Consider the following 18,287-nt stretch of genomic DNA (forward strand, 5'->3'; position numbering starts at 1 on the left):
CCCGGGCCGGGCCGCCTAGAGTACGGCGGCGGCCGCCGCCCGTCCGGCGGTGCGGCCGGAGAAGAGGCACCCGCCCAGGAACGTGCCCTCCAGCGCCCGGTATCCGTGCATGCCGCCCCCGCCGAACCCGGCGACCTCCCCGGCCGCGTACAGGCCCGGCAGCGGGGTGCCGTCCCCGCGCAGCACCCGCGCGTCCAGGTCGGTGTGCAGGCCGCCGAGGGTCTTGCGGGTGAGGACGTTCAGCCGCACCGCGATCAGCGGCCCCGCCTTCGGATCGAGGATCCTGTGCGGGGAGGCCACCCGGATCAGCTTGTCGCCCCGGTACCGGCGGGCGCCGTGGACCGCGGTCACCTGGAGGTCCTTGGTGAAGGGGTGGTCCATCTCCCGGTCGCGGGCCACCACCTCGTCGGTGACGGTGTCGGCGTCGAGCACCCCGTCGCCCGCCAGCTCCCGCATCTTGCCGATGAGGTCGGGCAGCTTGTCGGCGACGACGAAGTCCACGCCCTTGTCCTTGAACGCCTCCACCGGGCCGGTCGCGCCGGGCAGCACCCGTTTGAGGAGGAGCTTGACGTCCTTGCCGGTCAGGTCCGGGTTCTGCTCCGAACCCGACAGCGTGAACTCCTTCTCGATGATCTTCTGCGAGAGCACGAACCACGTGTACTCGTGGCCGCTGCGCATGATGTGCTCCAGGGTGCCCATGGTGTCGAACCCGGGGAAGCAGGGCGCGGGCATGCGTCTGCCGGTGGCGTCCAGCCACAGCGACGAGGGCCCCGGCAGGATGCGGATGCCGTGCCGGGCCCAGATCGGGTTCCAGTTCTCGATGCCCTCGGTGTAGTGCCACATACGGTCGGGGTTGATGATCTGCCCGCCCGCCTTCTCCGTGATGCCGAGCATGCGCCCGTCCACGTGTTCGGGCACGCCCGAGAGCATCTTCTTCGGCGCCGTTCCCAGCCGTTGGGGCCAGTTCTCGCGCACCAGGTCGTGGTTGCCGCCGATCCCGCCGGAGGTGACGATGACCGCCTGCGCGGACAGTTCGAACTCGCCGGCCGAGTCCCGGTTGCTGGCCTGGCCGCGCAGGGCGCCGTCGGGGGCCAGGACCGTGCCCCGGACCCCGGTCGCTGTGCCGCCCAGCAGCACCAGTTCGTCGACGCGGTGGCGGAAGCGCAGCGAGACCAGGCCGCGCTCGGCCGCCTCGCGCACGCGCCGCTCGAAGGGGGCGAGGACGCCCGGCCCGGTGCCCCAGGTGATGTGGAAGCGGGGCACCGAGTTGCCGTGCCCGCCGGCCAGGTGGCCGCCGCGCTCGGCCCAGCCCACGATCGGGAAGAACCGCAGCCCCTGGGCGTGCAGCCAGGAGCGCTTCTCCCCGGCGGCGAAGTCGACGTAGGCCTCGGCCCACTTGCGCGGCCAGGCGTCCTCGGGTCGGTCGAACCCGGCCGTGCCCATCCAGTCCTGGAGGGCCAGTTCGGACGAGTCCCGCACGCCCATGCGGCGCTGTTCGGGGGAGTCGACGAGGAAGAGTCCGCCGAACGACCAGAACGCCTGTCCGCCCAGCGACGCCTCGGACTCCTGGTCCAGCAGGAGGACCCTCTTCCCGGCGTCGGCCAGTTCGGCGGTGGCGGCCAGGCCCGCCAGGCCCGCTCCGACCACGATCACGTCGGCCTCGTCGGCTGCGTTGCTCATCCGGTTGCTTCCCCTCTGTCGCCGTGCGCCATGACGACGACTGTGCTCCCTCGGGCACGGCACGGCAAGGGGCCTTCGTGCTCCGTGACACATCGTTTGTCAGTCGGTGATGGGAAATGCACCATTCGGGACGATAATTGCGGATCACTCATAAATGGCTGTAGGAATCGCCGGAAAGGCCCCGTGTACGTCTTCTCTCCCCCGACCTTCGACCCCGGCCCGGTGGCGACGGTGATCGCTCTCGCCCTCATCGCCTACATGCTGCTCTTCCCGCTCCTCGTACGGCGCGTCCACGTACAGGCGGTGAAGCGCCCGGCCGGGCCCGCAGCCCCCACACCCCTGTCCCGCCTCAACCGGCTCTCCCTCGTGGCCGGGCTGCTGTCGGTGGGTGCCGCCGCGGCCTTCGCGGCCACCGCCGACGGGCTCATCCCGGCCCACGTCGGCCTGGCAGGATCGGCGTTCCTGCGATGGCCCCTGGAGTCCGTCCTTCCCGGAGCGGCCCTGCCCGGCGTCGGCCTGGGTTTCTCGGTGCTCGTACAGGTGCTCGTGGGGGCCCTGGCGGCTCTGGTCCTGCCCGTCGTGCTGCGCGCCCAGCGCCCGGCCCTGGCGGAACGACTGCGGAGCGGATTGGAGCACATGAACGATCCGCGTACCGCCGCGTTCGTCCCCCGGAGCACGGGGGAGGTGCGGCTGGCCGCGGCGGCCCGCGCGGCAGCGGTCCTGGGTTCGGTGGCGGCCACCTACGCGGTGGTCGTCCCGTTGCTCACGGCCGGTCTCGGTCTCCCGCTCTGGGCCGTGCTGGTGTGCGTGGTGGCGCTGGACGCCGTGCCCGCGCTCGCCCTGGGCAAGGAAGCAGCATCCCAGATCGCTGTCGTCTCGGCCCTGTCCGCCGCCGGATACCTCTTCGTCACCGGAGGCATGCTGGTCCTGCCCCTGCTGCTCTGGTCGTGGATCGCGGCCGTCAACCTCCACCCCTTGTCCCTGCTGCGCCGCGATCCGCGCACGGGGGTGGTCGGCCTGGTCCGGCGGGCCGACCACCCCTGAGTGCCTCAGGTGTCGAAGCGCACCAGCGACCGGCCGCCCTTGCCCTGGCGCATGCGCTCGAAGGCGTCGGGCACGTCCTCCAGGGTGATCTCGTCGGTGATCATCGTCGCCAGGTCGAGCTCGCCCTTGCGCGCCAGGTCCGCCAGGACCGGCACGTCCTGCGCCGGGTCGCTGGAGCCGTACACGCAGCCGCGGATCGTGCGGCTCTGGTGGAACAGCTCCAGGGCGTTGAACCGCACCTCGTCGTCCATCGCGCCGACCCCCACGACGGTGATCTGCCCGCCGCGCCGGGAGGCGTCCCAGGCCGAGCGCACCACGGCGCCCTTGCCGACGACCTCGAAGGCGTGGTCGGCGCCCCGGCCGCCGGTCAGGCCGCGCACGGCCTTCTTCAGCGTGGAGTCGGAGAGCAGGAAGTCGGTGGCGCCCAGGGAGCGGGCCAGCTCCTCCTTGTCGGGGGAGGTGTCCACGGCGATCAGCGGGTTCGCCCCGGCCAGCCGAGCGGACTGCAGCACCGACAGACCCACGCCGCCCAGGCCCAGGACCAGCACGGACTGGCCCTCGCGTACGGCGGCGGCGTTGTTGACGGCGCCCCACCCGGTGAGGACGGCGCAGCCCAGCACCGAGGCCATGGCGGGGTCGATCCCCTCGGGCATCGGGATGAGGGCGCGCTCGGGGACGACGGTGGCCTCGGCGAAGGCGCCGGTGCTCAGGCCGGGGTAGACGGGCGTGCCGTCGGGCAGTTGCGCGTAGGGAACGGCCGTGCGGTCCATGGAGTGCTTGCACAGGTGCGGCTCACCCTGCTCGCAGAACCAGCAGTCACGGCAGGGCGGCGCCCAGTTGAGGACCACCTGCTGGCCGGGGGTCACGGAGGTCACACCTTCGCCGACCGCGTCGACGGTTCCGGCGGCCTCGTGGCCCAGGACCGCGGGCCAGGGCTGGGCCAGGGTGCCGTTGGACAGGGAGAGGTCGGAGTGGCACACCCCGGCCGCGGCGATGCGCACGCGTACCTGACCGGGGCCGGGGTCGGGGAGCACCAGGTCACGGATCTGAGGAGGGGTGCCGGTCTCGGTGAAGACGGCGGCCTTGACGGTCGTACTCATGCAGGATCTCCAATCACGGGCTGTGGTGACACTAGCAATACCGTCCGGTCGGTCGGAACGTGGGGCGTCCCGGTCGCCCCCACCGACCCGCTTTATCGATTCCTCCTCTTGGAACCGGCCTGACCTGGGTATCTCCCTTGCACTCACCTCCGTGCGCAGGTCCGCCCCGCGCGCGGAGCACCCGAGCGGGAGGTCCCATGGCGCCACACGCACCCGGGCGGCGGCACTACCTGATGTGCCGGCCCACCCACTTCGCCGTCGAGTACGCCATCAACCCGTGGATGGACCCCGGCGCGAGTGTCGACCGCGGCCGGGCGATCGCCCAGTGGGAGGCCCTGCGCGCCCTCTACCTGGAGCTGGGCCACCGGGTGAGCCTGATCGAACCCATCGAGGGCCTGCCCGACATGGTCTTCGCGGCCAACGGCGCCCTGACCGTGGACGGCCGGGTCTACGGGGCGCGGTTCGCCAGCGCCGAACGCACCCCCGAGGGGCCCGCCTACCTCGACTGGTTCCGCGCCCGGGGCCCGGCCGAGACCCACGACCCCAAGTACGTCAACGAGGGCGAGGGCGACTTCACCGTCCTCGACGACGTGGTGCTGGCCGCCACGGGCTTCCGCACCGAGGCCGCCGCCCACCAGGAGGCGGAGCGCTTCCTGGGCCGCCCCGTGGTCACACTCCAGTTGACCGACCCGCGCTTCTACCACCTGGACACCGCGCTGTTCGCGCTCTCGGGGGGACGGGTGGCCTACTACCCCGGCGCCTTCTCCGAGGGCAGCCGCAGGGTTCTGCGCTCCCTGTACCCCGACGCCCTCCTGGCCACGGAGGAGGACGCCGCGGTGCTCGGCCTCAACGCGGTGAGCGACGGCCGCAACGTCGTGATCGCCGCGGAGGCCACCGCGCTCATCCGCCGCCTGCGCGGACTCGGCTACACGGTCCACCCGGTGGAGCTGGACGAGCTGCGCAAGGCCGGGGGAGGGGCCAAGTGCTGCACCCTGGAACTACGCGGCCTGTGACCGGATCCGGCCATATTTCATGCGAACTCGTGTTCGATAATCTGGCTCCGTAGTGGCATGGATGTGGGAAATGACACTTTAGGTCAGCGTGAACCCACAGGTGGTCACAGCTCAGGCCCGGTCCGTCCGTCCGCTTCAGGGCCTTCGTCCCGATAGGCGGGTCTCGTAGCGGTCATAAGCTGGGAAAAGTGAACACTAAACACCGTCGGCTCCCGCGCCATGTCCGGGAGCAGCAGATGATCGACGCCGCCGTCGCGGCCTTCTCCAGAGGGGACTACCACTCCGTGCGGGTGGAGGAGATCGCCGAGGCCGCAGGGAGCTCCAAACCCACCGTGTACCACTACCTGGGTTCGAAGGAGGGCGTCTTCGTCGCGTGTGTGCGCCGCGAGACCGACCGGCTCGTCGATGCGATCCGCGGCGCGGTCCGCGACCCCGCGGCCCCCGCCGGGGAGGACCCCCTCCTCCGGGGCATGCGGGCCTTCTTCGTCTTCGTCACCGCCAACCGCGACAGTTGGACGGTGCTCTACCGCCGCGCCTCGTCCCAGACCGGCCCGCTCGCCCGCGAGGCCGACCGCTCCCGCGAGCGGGTGCTCGCCGAGGTCGCCGACCTGGTCGCCGAGTACACCCGCGCCGACGGCGGAGCCGGTTGCCGCCTGGAGGACAAGGACGCCCGGCTGCTGGCGCGCATCGCGGTCAGCACCGCCGACGCCTACGCCGACTGGCTCCTGGAGCATCCGGAGGAGAGCCCCGAGTCCATCGCCGGCATCGTCACCGAACTCACCCGCTCCCACCTGCGCTCCCGGAAGACGGTGGCCGCCGGCTGACCGCCCCCACCCGCTCACAGGGAGCGCCGCGGCGCACCGCCGGTGCCCGCCGTGGAACGGAACGAGGCCCGGCGTTTTCCGGCGGCTTCGTGGCAGTGAAGCGAACACAACGGCGGCATCGACCCCAATCGACGTCTGAACCGTGTGCCTTTCCCCGTTCCGCCTCCGGAACCGGGGCGGCACGCTGGACACTGGTGCACTCCGCAACGCAGATGAACACTGGGGTTCACATGTCGTTTTCCTCCCTGGACACGGCCCTTCCCGCCGGGGCCGACGCCCGAGAGCACGCCAGACTGCTGCTCCGTATCCACGAGGCGTCGCTCAGCGGCCGATCGGTGCCCGCCCCGCCGCGTCCGGTCATCGAGGACTCCTGGCAGCGGACACGGCGCAGCGGAATCGACCCCGACCGCCTCCCCGCCCCCCGCATGGTCGCCCCCGACGAGCTGTACCGGCTCAGGGCGTCCTCCCCTCTGGCCGGGGTGCTCCCGCTCATCCGCCACTCGCTGCTGCCGGTGGCCGAACAGGCCGAGCACATCATGGTCGTCACCGACGCGGCGGGCCAGGTGCTGTGGCGGGAGGGCGCGCGGCGCCCGCGCCAGATCTGCGACCGCGTCGGGCTCGTGGAGGGCGCCTTCTGGAACGAGCGCAGCACCGGCACCAACGCCATCGGCACGGCCCTAGCCGTGGGGCGGCCGGTCCAGGTGTACTCGGCCGAGCACTACCTGCGGAGCCTGCACCTCCTCACCTGCGCCTGCGCACCCATCCGCGACCCCCGTGACGGCCGCCTGCTCGGCGCCATCGACGCCACCGGACCGGTCACCACCATCCACCCCTCCACCCTGGCCCTGGTCTCGGCTGTCGCTCGCCTCGCCGAGGCGCACCTGCAGAGCGTGCACCACGTCCACCTGGAGCGGCTGCGCTCGGTGGCGGCCCCCCTGCTGGCGAAGCTGGGAGAGCCCTCCCTGGTCGTGGACTCCGCCGGGTGGACGGCCGCCGCGGTGCGGACCGGGTCCGTGCGCCGCATCGCGCTGCCGGAGAGGGCCGAACCCGGCACCGTCTGGATCCCGGAACTGGGCCGGTGCGTGCTGGAGCCCCTGCCCGGCGGCTGGCTCGTGCGGCTGCGCTCCTCGGGCGAGGACGGAGGCGCCACTAGCCTCACCCTGGACCTGTCCCGCGCCGCCGAGCCCGTGGTCAGGGTCTCGGGGCCCGCGGGGGAGTGGTCGCACCGGCCCACCCCCCGTCACGCCGAACTCCTCCTGCTCCTGGCCGCCGCCAGGGAGGGGCGCACGGCGGCGGAGCTGTCCCAGGACGTCTTCGGAACGGAGGGCAGCGTGGTGACGGTGCGCGCCGAACTCTCCCGCCTGCGCAAACACCTGGGCGGGGTCCTGTGCAACCGCCCCTACCGGTTCAGCGAGGAGGTCCGGGTGGGTGTCGAGTGGCCGAGGGAGGCCGCCGACCTCCTGCCCGCCTCCCTCGCCCCCGGAGTGCGGGCGCTGCGCGCGCGGATCCCCGAGCACACCGGGGCTCTCCCTCTCGGTGACCTGTGCGCAACCTAGTGCAACCGTTGCCGCCGCCGGTCCCATGGTGTGGACTGCTCGTGCACGGCCCGGCAGGCCGGAGCGGGGGGCGGCACCGGATCGGGAGAGGGCCCGGTGCCGACGCTTCGGCGATGGCCGCGCTCATGAACTCTCGGCGTCAAGAGGGGAACCGAGGGAGGGGAGAGCGCGCCGCCGGGCCCCGGGCGGTCCAGAGCGGGGGAGATCTCTGCGGCCGTCGGCCCGCGGTGCGCTCCGGGGTCCGTCCCCGGGGCGCACCGCCGTGCGCTCCGGGCACTGCGTGGGAAAGAATCCGTGATGCTTCCGCCATCGCGGGTGAGTCGAGGGCGCCCCCGCGGGTATCCCCTCCGGACCGGGCCGCGCACGGGGGGTGACGGACGCGGCGGCCCGTACGGGCGTGGTGAACAGCACGAAGACACAGAACGGCTGTACGGCTTCCACCGCACTCGGCTACACTCACTCCATTTACCGAACCGTGTTCGCCCACGGTCCGGCCGACCCCGCAGAGGGACGTCCCGGCACCGCACCGCCGCTCCCCTGTGAACCAGGAGGTCGTGTACGGCGTCGAACCCAGGACCGCGACGGGTCTGCTTCCTTCGCACCGTGCACCGCCCGACAGACCGTCCTTCACCCGGAGGTGGATCGTGTCCGCTGACCACCGAGAGCAGCAGCCCGGCCGACAGGGCTCGCGCATCGACCCCTACGTCGGCCGCTACGCACACCGAGCACAGGGCATGGTCGCCTCCGAGGTCCGGGCACTGTTCGCCGTGGCCTCCCGCCCCGAGGTCGTCTCCCTGGCGGGGGGCATGCCCAACGTCGGCGCGCTCCCGCTCGACCAGATCGGCGAACTCATCCGCGACGTCGTCGCCGAGGAGGGCCCCACCGCCCTCCAGTACGGCTCCGCGCAGGGCGATCCCGTCCTGCGCGAACTCTTGTGCGACTACATGACGCAGGAGGGGGTCGACGCCAGCCCCGACGACGTCATCGTCACCGTCGGCTCCCAGCAGGCGCTCGACCTCATCACCCGGGTCTTCGTCGACCCGGGTGACGTCGTCCTGTGCGAGGGCCCCACCTACGTCACCGCCATCAACACCTTCGCCGCCTTCCAGGCCGACATCCGGCACGTGAGCATGGACGACCAGGGCGTGGTGCCCGAGGAGCTCGACGAGGCGCTCACCCGCGCCGAGCGCGAGGGCCGCCGCGTCAAGTTCTTCTACACCGTCCCCAACTTCCACAACCCCGGCGGCATCACCATGAGCGGGCAGCGGCGCGCCCGCGTCATCGAGGTCTGCGAGCGCCACGACGTGCTCATCGTCGAGGACAACCCCTACGGGCTGCTGCGCTACGAGGGCGAGGCCGAGGCCACCCTGTACTCGCAGGGCTCCGGCAACGTCATCTACCTCGGCTCGCTGTCCAAGACCCTGTCCCCGGGCCTGCGCATCGGCTGGGCCCTGGCCCCGGCGCCCGTACGCGCCAAACTCGTCCTGGCCGCCGAGTCGGCGATGCTCAGCCACTCCATGTTCAACCAGCTCGTCGTCCGCCGGTACCTGAAGACCTTCCCCTGGCGCGAGCAGATCAAGGTCTTCAACGCCATGTACGGCGAACGCCGCGACGCCATGCTCGGCGCCCTGGAGGCGATGATGCCCCAGGGGTGCACGTGGACCCGCCCCCAGGGCGGCTTCTTCGTGTGGGCCACCATGCCCGAGGGCATCGACGTCAAGGCCATGCAGCCCCGCGCGCTCGCCGAGCGGGTCGCCTACGTCCCCGGCACCGGCTTCTACGCCGACGACCGCGGCCGCTCCGACATGCGGCTGAGCTTCTGCTTCCCCACCCCCGAGGAGATCCGCGAGGGCGTGCGGCGCCTGTCCGGAGTCGTCGAGAACGAACTCGACCTGCGTGATACGTTCGGCTCCACCCTGGTCCCGCCCACCGCGGGCAGCCAGGCCCCCGCCCCCGACCTGTCCTGACACCCCGCCCGTCAGGGAAGCCGACACCATGAACGCAGCACAGAAGGAGGTCCGCGCCGTGGCAGACCTTGACCGGGTTCTCGTCCTGGCCGGGGGGCTGTCCCCCGAACACGAGGTCAGCGTCCAGTCCGGGCGCAGCGTCGCCGAGGCCCTGCGCCGTATGGACGTGGAGGTCCAGGTCGCCGACGTCGACTCCGCCCTGCTGGAGCGGCTGGCCGAGGACCCGCCCCAGGTGGTCTTCCCCGCCCTGCACGGAGCGGCCGGCGAGGACGGCGCGATCCGCGAGGTCCTGGAACTGGTGGGGGTGCCCTACGTGGGCGCCCGCCCCGACGCCTGCCGCCTCACCTACGCCAAGCCCACCGCCAAGGCGCTGCTGGCCGCCGAGGGCGTGGCCGTCCCGCGCGGCACCACCCTGCCCAAGTCGGCCTTCCACGACCTGGGCGCCCCGGCGCTGCTGGAGCGGACCGTCGACCGCCTGGGCCTGCCCCTGTTCGTCAAGCCCGACCGGGGCGGCTCGGCGTTCGGCGCCGCCCCCGTCACCTCGATGCCCGAGCTGTCGTCGGCCCTGATGTCGTGCCTGGGCTACAGCGACTCCGCGCTCATCGAGGAGCGGGTCCGCGGCACCGAACTGGCCGTGGGCGTCCTGGACACCGGCGCCGGCCCCGTCGCGCTGCCGCCGGTGGAGATCGTGCCCGACGGCGGCGTCTACGACTACGCGGCGCGCTACACCGCCGGGCGCACCGAGTTCTTCTGCCCGGCCCGCCTGGACGAGGCGGTCCTGGCCCAGGCCACCGAGGCCGCCCTGACCGCCCACCGGGTGCTGGGGCTGCGCGACCTCTCGCGCACCGACCTCATCGTCGCCGAGGACGGCCGGGTCGTCTTCCTGGAGGCCAACGTCACCCCGGGCCTGACCGAGACCTCCACCTTCCCCATGGCCGCGGCCGCCGCCGGGCTGGACTTCGCGCTCGTCTGCCGCGAACTCGCCCACCAGGCCTTCACCCGCGGCTGCTGAGACGCGCTGACCCGCCGGCGCCCGTCGGGGCGGCACCGGCGGGGCCGTCGTCCCGACCAAGCCCGGTCGGGACGGGTACGCCGGTACCCGCGCGCACACGCGGGTACCGCCTTCCGGGTCCTCGGCGATCCGTGGCGACGTGCGAGTGGGGGCTCGTGCCCGGCCGGCCCCCGAACCTCCTCTCTGGGCAACCCCGCCTGTACACGGACCCGGGGGGAGGCGTAGGGTCACCATCAAACCGACCGTTCGGTATGCGAGTGAGGACCCCCATGGAAACGGCGCTGCGCATCTGTCCCCTCTGCGAGGCCACGTGCGGCCTGACCCTGACCATCGACGACGGCAGGCTCACGGCGGCCCGCGGCGACCGCGACGACGTGTTCAGCGCCGGGTTCGTCTGCCCCAAGGGCGCCACCCTGCCCGCCCTGGACAACGACCCCGACCGGCTGCGCCGCCCCATGGTCCGCGAGGGGAGCCGGTGGCGCGAGGTCGACTGGCCCGAGGCCTTCGCCGCCGTCGACGCCGGACTCAACGGCGTCATCGACCGCCACGGCCGCGAGGCGGTCGCCGCCTACAACGGCAACCCCAACGTGCACACCCTGGCCGGACAGCTCTACCAGGGGCTGCTCGCCCGCGCCCTGGGCAGCAAGCACGTCTACACCGCCAGCACTGTCGACCAGATGCCCAAACACGTCTCCTGCGGGCTGATGTTCGGCGACCCCTTCACCATCCCCGTCCCGGACCTGGACCGCACCGACCACCTCCTCATGCTCGGCGCCAACCCGCTGGAGTCCAACGGCAGCCTGTGCACCGCCCCCGACTTCCCCGGCCGCCTCAAGGCCCTGCGCGCCCGCGGCGGCCGCCTCGTCGTGGTCGACCCCCGCCGCACCCGCACCGCCGACCGGGCCGACGAGCACGTCGCCGTACGCCCCGGCACCGACGCCTACCTGCTCTTCGCCATGGTCGACACCCTCTTCTCCGAGGGCCTCGCCGACCCCGGAGCGCTCGCCGAGCACACCGACGGCCTGGAGGAGGTGTGCACCCTGGCCAAGGACTTCCCGGCCGAGACCGTGGCGGACGTGTGCGGTATCGGCGCCGACCGCATCCGCGCCCTCGCCCGCGACCTGGCCCAGGCCCCCACCGCCGCCGTGTACGGGCGCATGGGCACCACGACCGCCGAGTTCGGCACCCTCACCAGCTGGCTGGTGGACGTGCTCAACCTCATTACCGGCAACCTGGACCGGCCGGGCGGCGCGATGTTCGCCCAGGGCGCCCACCGTCCGGCGGGCCGCGGCCGCAGCCGCCCCTTCGTCCTGGGCCGCCACCGCAGCCGCGTCCGCGGACTGGCCGAGGCCAAGGGCGAACTCCCCTCGGTGACGCTGGTGGACGAGATCGCCACCCCCGGCCCCGGCCAGGTGCGCGCCCTGCTCACCGTCGCGGGCAACCCGGTGCTGTCCGTCCCCGGCGGCGACCGCCTCGCCCGCGAGCTGTCCGGCCTGGAGTTCATGGTCAGCGTCGACCCCTACCTCAACGAGACCACGCGCCACGCGCACGTGATCCTGCCGCCCGCCCCGCCGAGCCGCACCCCCCACTTCGACATCTCCTTCGGCAACCTGTCCGTGCGCAACACCGTCCGCTACTCGCGGCCCGTGCTGCCCCTGGGCGAGGGCGAGGCCGAAGAGGCCCTCATCCTGCGCAAGCTCGTCCAGATCGCCTCCGGCCGGGGGCACGAGGCCGACCCCGAGGCCGTGGACGAGGCGGAGATCTCCCGCGTCCTCACCCGCGCCGTGGCCGACCCCGGCTCGCCCGTGCACGGGCGCGACCCCGAGGAGCTGGCCGCCGCTCTGTACCCGGGCACCGGCCCGGAGCGCCGAGTGGACCTGATGCTGCGCCTGGGCGCCTACGGCGAGGGGTTCGGCGCCGATCCCGACGGCCTCACCCTCCAGTCGCTGCTGGATGCGCCCCACGGCATCGACCTCGGGCCGCTCCGCCCCCGCCTGCCCGAACTGCTGTCCACCGCCACCGGCCGCGTCCAGGTCTGCCCCCAGCCCCTCGCCGACGACACCGCGCGGCTGCGCGAGGCCCTGCCCGAGCGCCGCGACTCCCTGGTGTTGGTGGGGCGGCGCCACCTGCGCTCCAACAACAGCTGGGGCCACAACGTCCCCCGTCTCACCGGCGGCACCAACACGTGCACGCTGCACGTCCACCCCGGCGACGCCGACCGCCTGGGCCTGGCCGACGGCGGCAACGCCACGCTGCGCACCGACTACGGCGAGGTGACGGCCCCGGTGGAGTGCACCGACACCGTCATGGCCGGGGTGGTGAGCCTGCCCCACGGCTGGGGCCACACCGATCCCGAGACCCGGCTGTCCGCCGCGGCGAGCAACCCGGGGGTCAACGTCAACGCCGTGATCGACCCCTCCCAAGTCGATCCGCTCTCCGGCAACGCCGTCCTCAACGGCGTCCCCGTCGAGGTCCTGCCCTCGCACTGAGACGGGCCCGGGGCGGGCGGGGGCGCCACCCCGCCCGCCCCGGGCTCACCCCTCCTCGGACCCCAGCGCCCGTAGCAGCCCCGCCCGGACGGTCGAGGACAGCAGCCCCACCTTGTACCGGGTCCCCGGCAGCGGCGAGCACAGGTCCGCCAGTCCCTCCAGGGCCGCCGCCACGGCGGGGGACAGCGCGCCGCCCGGCACCGATCCCGCCAGCGCGGACTCCACCTCCGGCAGCCGCAGCGGCGTCCGGGCCACACCGCCCACCGCCACCGCCGCCGAGGCCACCAGCCCCCCGTCCTCGCAGACCAGGCGCACCGCCACCTCCACCAGCGGCCACTCGGCCCGCGAGCGCCCCGTGGCTCGCAGGTAGGCGCCCCGCTCACCGGGCGCCGGAGCGGGCAGCGTTACCGACACCGCCACCTCCGCCGGCCCCAGCACGTGGTCGCGGGTGGGGTCGGTGCCCTCGTACAGCTCCGCCACAGGCACGGAACGGGTGGACCCCGCCCCGGCCACCTCGATCGAGGCGTCGTAGGCCAGCAGCGCGGCGGCCAGCGACGACGGGTGCGGCGCCACGCACGGCCCCTGGTCCACCACCACCCCGTACAGGTGGTCCCCGGTCCGGGCCGGGCACGAGGAGCCGCCGCTCTGGTGGCAGTCGAAGGCCGGGTTGCGCAGGTACCAGCACCGGTTGCGCTGCAACAGGTTGCCGCCCAGCGTGGCGGTGCCCCGCACCTGCGGTGTGGCCAGGGCGCCCGCCGTGCGCGCCAGCGCCGGATAGGACTCGGCCAGCCGCGCGTCACCGGCCAGTTCGGCGACGGTGGTGAGCGCACCCACCCGCACCGAACCGTCGCCCCGCCAGTCGGTCCCGCCCATCGGCGCGACCCCCGTCAGGTCCACCACCGGCCCCCGGGGCAGTACCCCCTCGGCCAGGCAGGCCGTCAGGTCGGTGCCCCCGGCGCGTGCCAGCGCACCCCCCTCCGCCAGCGCGGCCAGGGCACCCTCCAGGTCACTCGGTCGCGTCACGGTCATCGCAGGCCCTCCAGCAGTCGGTCCGGACGGATCGGCAGAGCGGTGGGGCGCCACCCCGTGGCGTCGTGGACGGCGTTGGCCAGCGCCGCGGCCACGCCGACGGTGGAGACCTCGCCCAGCCCCACACCGCCCCCGGGCACGTGCTCGAACCCCTCCTCGTGGAAGTACACCTCGGTCTCGGGCACGTCCCCCAGGCCCGGGATCCGGTAGTCCTCCATGTTCGCGGTCAGCACCGTGCCCGTGGCGGGGTCCTCGCGCCGCCCCTCGGACAGCGCGTAGCCCACGCCCTGGACCACCGCGCCCTCGCACTGGTTGCGGGCGAGCTGCTCGGCGTAGATCCGCCCGGCGGCGATCCCCGCCCAGCAGCGCGTCGGGTGGACCCGCCCCAGCAGGGTGTCGACCTCCACCTCCACGACGTGCACGCCGCCGATGAGCCCCCGGCCCATCGCCATGTCCCCGCCGCCCGCGAGCAGCGAGGACATCCGCTCCCAGCGGTCCAGGGACCGGCCGCCCACCACCCGCACGCCCTCGGCGGCGGCCAGCGCCTCCTTCAGCGCGATCTCCGGGACCGGGCCCTGGGCCGGGACCCGGTCCGAGCGCTCGCGCAGCGCCGAGCGCAGCGCGTCGGCCGCCTCGGCCGCCGCCGGCCCCATCGAGTTGGTGCTGCGGCTGCCGGTGGCCCCGGCCCCGTGCACCGACGTACTGTCCCCGATCTCCACCCGCAGCACGCCCGCGGGCGCGCCCAGCCGCTCGGCGACCACGTCGCGCAGGACCGTGCGGATGCCCGTCCCGATGTCCTGGGTGGCCGAGCGGACCACGATCACGCCGCCTGAGACCACCAGCTCCACCCGGGAGCGCGGGCTGACGATGAACAGCCAGTTGCTCGCCGCCAGCCCCACGCCCCGGCGGAAGCGGCCGGTGCGCTCCCCGCGCGGGCGCCCGGTCCACAGCGGCAGGACGGCCACCCTCTCGTACAGGGCCGCGCGCCTGGTGTTGCCGTCCCAGCGCCGCCGCAGGCTCAGCGGGTCCTCGCCCAGGCGCTCGGCCATCTCGTCCACGGCCTGCTCCAGGGCGAAGGCCATCGGCGGTCCGCCCGGGCCGCGGAACGGCGAGCCCGGCGGGTGGTGGGTGACCACGTCGTAGTCGCGGGTCCGGCGCGGGGTGCGCCCGTACATCAGCGCCGCGAGCACGGCGGTCATCGACCCGTAGGACACGCCCCCGTAGCCGTGGGAGTCCACGCTCATCGCCGCCAGGTCGCCGCGCCCGTCGGCGAGCAGCGCCACCCGGGTGCGGGTGCCCGGCCGGTAGCCGGCGTCGGTCAGCTCCTCGGCGCGGGTGAGTACCACCCGCACCGGTGCCCCCGCCAGCCGGGACAGCTCCACCGCGGCCACGGTCTCGGTCGACACGGTCCCCTTGGCGCCGAACCCGCCGCCCACGTACTCGGTGACCACGCGCACCCGCTCGCGGGGCAGCCCCCAGCGTTCGGCGACCGCGTCGGCCGTCTCACTGACCGCCTGGGTGGACACGTGCAGGGTCAGGCGGCCGTCGTCCCAGTCGGCCACGCAGGCGTGCGGCTCCAGCGCGGTGTGCAGCTGCGCGGAGGTGGTGTACTCCCGGGTGACCAGGCGGGGGTCGCCCGTGCGCTGGGCCGCGTGCAGCCGCTTCATGGCGGTGCCGCCGCGCCAGCCGAGCGTGAACGGGCCCCGCAGGTTGCCGTTCCACGACGAGGGCAGCGCCACCCCCTCGGCGTAGGTGGGCGCCGCCCTGCGCTCGGCCCTGGTCGGGTAGACCACGGGGGCGTCCGGCTCCAGCGCGGTGGCCGGGTCCAGGGCGGCGGGCAGCATCTCGTAGTCCACGCGTACCGCCTCGGCGGCGGCCCGCGCTTCGGCCTTGGTCGGCGCGGCCACGGCGGCGATCGGCTGGCCCGCGTAGCGCACGGTGCGGTCGGCCCCCAGCAGGTCGACGAGTACCGGAGCGGTGCCCGGACCCGCCTGCGTGCGCGCCCCGCCCGCGTCGACCGAGCGCACCCGGGCGTGGGCGGCGGTGGAGCGCACGATCACCCCAGTCCAGCAGCCCTGCGGCGCGCGGTCGACGGTGAAGCGGGCGCGGCCGGTGACCTTGTCCAGGGCGTCGGCGCGCGGCGGGTCCTGCCCGGGCTCGTCGTCGAACTCTCCGGCGCACGCGGCGGCCACGGCGGCGAAGATCCCCTCGTAGGCGCCGCACCGGCACAGGTGCCCGGCCAGCGCGTCGGCGATCGCGTCGCGGTCGGGCCGGACGTCGCCGTGCTCGGCGCGCCAGGCGTCGGTGAAGGCGGCGGCCTCCACCACGAACCCGGGGGTGCAGTAGCCGCACTGGAGACCGTCGTGGGCGGCGAAGGCGCGCTGGACGGGGTGGGCGCCGCCCAGGCCCTCCACGGTGGTGACCGAGCGTCCGGCGAGGCGGTCGACGGGCAGCAGGCAGGAGACGGTGGGGGAGCCGTCGACCAGGACCGTGCAGGCGCCGCACACCCCGGTGCCGCAGGCGGTCTTGGTGCCGGTCAGGCCGAGGCGCTCGCGTATGTAGGCGGCCGCGGTCTCCTCCCCCTCGGCGGGTGCCGCCGTGGGGGAGCCGTTGACTTCCAGGTCCATGGGACCTCTCCTGACGGAAGATTGAAGTTGACACTGACAACTTAGGTGGGGGCGGGGGAGGTGTCAACGCGCCCCGTGGGGCTTCCATGAGAATCTATGACGTAAAGGTGCTGCGTTTCCCGGTGCCCGAACGCGTGCCGCAGGCGGGGCAGGGCCGCACGGTGAACCGGCCGCTCACCGCATCGAAGCCGATGACCATCCGGTACCGCTCCGAATCCGGGTCGCCGACGCAGCGCTCGTCCCCGCACTTGGGCATCCGGGGCTCTGGCACGGGTTTCCCCGGCGGGGCGACAGGCCGGGGCTCGTCCATGACCTCGCCGGGCACCGTGCGGCACCGGCGCCCGCACACCACACACGATTCGCCCGGCGTGTTGTACAGGCTCGGATGGTCCGGACAGGTGCGCGGGGCCCTGCCCCGGGCATCCACGTCGAACCCGAGGGCGAACGCGTCCGGGATGCCCTTGGCCGGCCCCGCCGCCGCGTCGAGGGAGAGCCCGCCGAAGGGGTGGGACGTGCGTGTTCGCGGCGGGGGAGCCCCGGCGCCCAGGGCACGGCGGTTCCACGCCCGCACCGAATCGGCCGACGCCAGGCGTGCGCGCAGCGCCGGGAAGGGCCGGCCGACGGACTCCCAGCCCCGCACCGCCCCGGCCAGGTCCCCGGCGGGCACCCCGGCCGCGCGCAGGGCGTCCAGCCGGGCGGCGAGGAAGGCCCGGTCCGCGTCGGGCCGGTCGCCCAGCGCGCCGTCGGGGACCGGCGCCACCAGGCCCCGTGCCCACGCCGAGCCCTCCGGGGCGCGCGGCGCCGGGAGCGGGGGAGGGGCCGTCCCGCCGCTCGGCGCGGGGGCGTGCTCGGCGGCGGGGCGCCTCCGGACGGAGGTCGGAGCGGGGGTCTTCGGGCAGGGGTCTGTGGGGGAGGGGTATGCAGCTCGATTTGACGTGGCGTCGGCAGCAGATTGACGTGGCGTGGCCCCAGATTGACGTGGCGTCCCTACCGGCCGGTAGGGACGGTTGGCCTCGGTGATCGGCTCCTCGCCCAGGTCGCGGCGGACGGCGTTGATCTCCTCCAGCACGGGTTCGGGGAACTCCCGGGCGGGGATGAGCAGCTCCAGTACCTCGGGCAGGCGGTCGCTCCAGCGGCGCCCGGCGGCGAGGTCGGCGGCGAAGAAGGCGCGCACCTGCTCCCGCGACAGGCGGCGCACCAGGCCGGTCGCGACCAGTTCGGCGATGGCGCGGGTGACGGTGGAGGTGCTGAGGACGCCGCAGGTGCGCGCCGCGATCGTGTCGATGCGCAGGAAGCACCAGCGGCCGTCGGGGTCGGTGGCGTCGGCGATGATCGAGGCCAGCGTGTAGGCGCGCGAACTGGTGAAGAAACCCGACTTCAGGGCGTCGGTGATCCACAGGTCGGTGATGAACCCGATCCCCTTCATCACGCCCTGGGGGCGTTTGCGGAGAGCGGGGGAGGGGGCGTGCACGGCCACCGGCGCGGGCCGGTGTGCGTTCTGGGCACGCCGAACGGTAGTATTCGGCATAGCCGTTCTTCCTGGTTTGGCAGGTCTTTCGGTCAGAGCCCGATCGGTGTGGTAGCACCGGTCGGGCTTGTTTTTCGTGCGGCCAGTTTATCGGAATGCGCGCGTACAAAGGATCGAGACAAAACCTCTCAAAAGCCTTTACGCCATTCTTCGCAATACTCCGAATATCCCCGAAAGGGGTATAGGTTCACGGCGATGCGTCTCCTGCTGTCCCGGCCGCGACCACCCTGTCCTGCCTCGGCGTACTGCCACAAGACCGTGTTGCTCGACGTCGTCGAAGGGCGGGACGGTGTGTCGGTCTTACGTGCCACTTGGCCGGAGGAAGACTCGGCGGTGAGTGACTACGGCTGGAACGACCGCTGTCTCTTGGGCCTGTCTCCGGACGGCCGCGACTTCATGACCGTCGACCACGGGTGGG

Annotated in this window: 12 protein-coding genes; 7 read left to right on the plus strand and 5 right to left on the minus strand. The window is 73.6% G+C overall.

The window, feature by feature from the left end:
- Positions 1-15 precede the first annotated feature (15 nt).
- Positions 16-1,680, minus strand: a complete 1,665-nt coding sequence (locus ACFHWE_RS09315) for an FAD-binding dehydrogenase (RefSeq protein ID WP_416600296.1) — start codon at positions 1,678-1,680, stop codon at positions 16-18.
- Between the two features lie 183 nt (positions 1,681-1,863).
- On the opposite strand from ACFHWE_RS09315, the gene ACFHWE_RS09320 reads away from it, so the two are divergent.
- Entirely contained in the window at positions 1,864-2,724 is an 861-nt protein-coding gene (locus ACFHWE_RS09320; protein ID WP_416600298.1) for a hypothetical protein, read from the plus strand.
- A gap of 5 nt (positions 2,725-2,729) precedes the next feature.
- Here ACFHWE_RS09320 and ACFHWE_RS09325 read toward each other — a convergent pair whose 3' ends face one another.
- Positions 2,730-3,824: an alcohol dehydrogenase catalytic domain-containing protein gene (locus ACFHWE_RS09325; protein WP_416600300.1), complete on the minus strand. Its 1,095-nt coding sequence runs from the start codon at positions 3,822-3,824 to the stop codon at positions 2,730-2,732.
- Between the two features lie 197 nt (positions 3,825-4,021).
- Between ACFHWE_RS09325 and ddaH the strand changes: the two genes are divergently transcribed.
- The 6 genes from ddaH to ACFHWE_RS09355 all read left to right on the plus strand — a co-directional run bounded on the left by ddaH (position 4,022) and on the right by ACFHWE_RS09355 (position 12,685).
- Positions 4,022-4,837 (plus strand): dimethylargininase, encoded by an 816-nt coding sequence (ddaH, locus tag ACFHWE_RS09330; RefSeq protein ID WP_416600302.1) that lies wholly within the window; start codon positions 4,022-4,024, stop codon positions 4,835-4,837.
- Positions 4,838-5,025: 188 nt separating this feature from the next.
- Positions 5,026-5,661 (plus strand): TetR/AcrR family transcriptional regulator, encoded by a 636-nt coding sequence (locus tag ACFHWE_RS09335; RefSeq protein ID WP_416600304.1) that lies wholly within the window; start codon positions 5,026-5,028, stop codon positions 5,659-5,661.
- Between the two features lie 230 nt (positions 5,662-5,891).
- Positions 5,892-7,217, plus strand: coding sequence for a GAF domain-containing protein (locus ACFHWE_RS09340; RefSeq protein ID WP_416600306.1), 1,326 nt, complete (start codon positions 5,892-5,894; stop codon positions 7,215-7,217).
- A gap of 644 nt (positions 7,218-7,861) precedes the next feature.
- Positions 7,862-9,184 carry a PLP-dependent aminotransferase family protein gene (locus tag ACFHWE_RS09345; RefSeq protein WP_416600308.1) on the plus strand — a complete coding sequence of 441 codons (1,323 nt, stop codon included), beginning with the start codon at positions 7,862-7,864 and terminating at the stop codon, positions 9,182-9,184.
- Between the two features lie 28 nt (positions 9,185-9,212).
- Positions 9,213-10,196, plus strand: a complete 984-nt coding sequence (locus ACFHWE_RS09350) for a D-alanine--D-alanine ligase family protein (protein WP_416600310.1) — start codon at positions 9,213-9,215, stop codon at positions 10,194-10,196.
- Positions 10,197-10,465: 269 nt separating this feature from the next.
- Positions 10,466-12,685, plus strand: a complete 2,220-nt coding sequence (locus ACFHWE_RS09355; protein WP_416600312.1) for a molybdopterin-dependent oxidoreductase — start codon at positions 10,466-10,468, stop codon at positions 12,683-12,685.
- 45 nt (positions 12,686-12,730) lie between these two features.
- Here ACFHWE_RS09355 and ACFHWE_RS09360 read toward each other — a convergent pair whose 3' ends face one another.
- From ACFHWE_RS09360 to ACFHWE_RS09370, 3 genes are all read right to left on the minus strand, one after another.
- Positions 12,731-13,714, minus strand: a complete 984-nt coding sequence (locus ACFHWE_RS09360) for an FAD binding domain-containing protein (protein WP_416600314.1) — start codon at positions 13,712-13,714, stop codon at positions 12,731-12,733.
- Complete coding sequence (locus ACFHWE_RS09365) at positions 13,711-16,341, minus strand: molybdopterin-dependent oxidoreductase (RefSeq protein ID WP_416600315.1); 2,631 nt, start codon at positions 16,339-16,341, stop codon at positions 13,711-13,713. The genes ACFHWE_RS09360 and ACFHWE_RS09365 overlap by 4 nt, the downstream gene beginning before the upstream one ends.
- A 94-nt stretch (positions 16,342-16,435) precedes the next feature.
- Positions 16,436-17,869, minus strand: coding sequence for a hypothetical protein (locus ACFHWE_RS09370; RefSeq protein WP_416600316.1), 1,434 nt, complete (start codon positions 17,867-17,869; stop codon positions 16,436-16,438).
- Between the last annotated feature and the right edge of the window lie 418 nt (positions 17,870-18,287).

Source organism: Nocardiopsis sp. LOL_012, assembly GCF_048060475.1.
Lineage (GTDB): Bacteria > Actinomycetota > Actinomycetes > Streptosporangiales > Streptosporangiaceae > Nocardiopsis.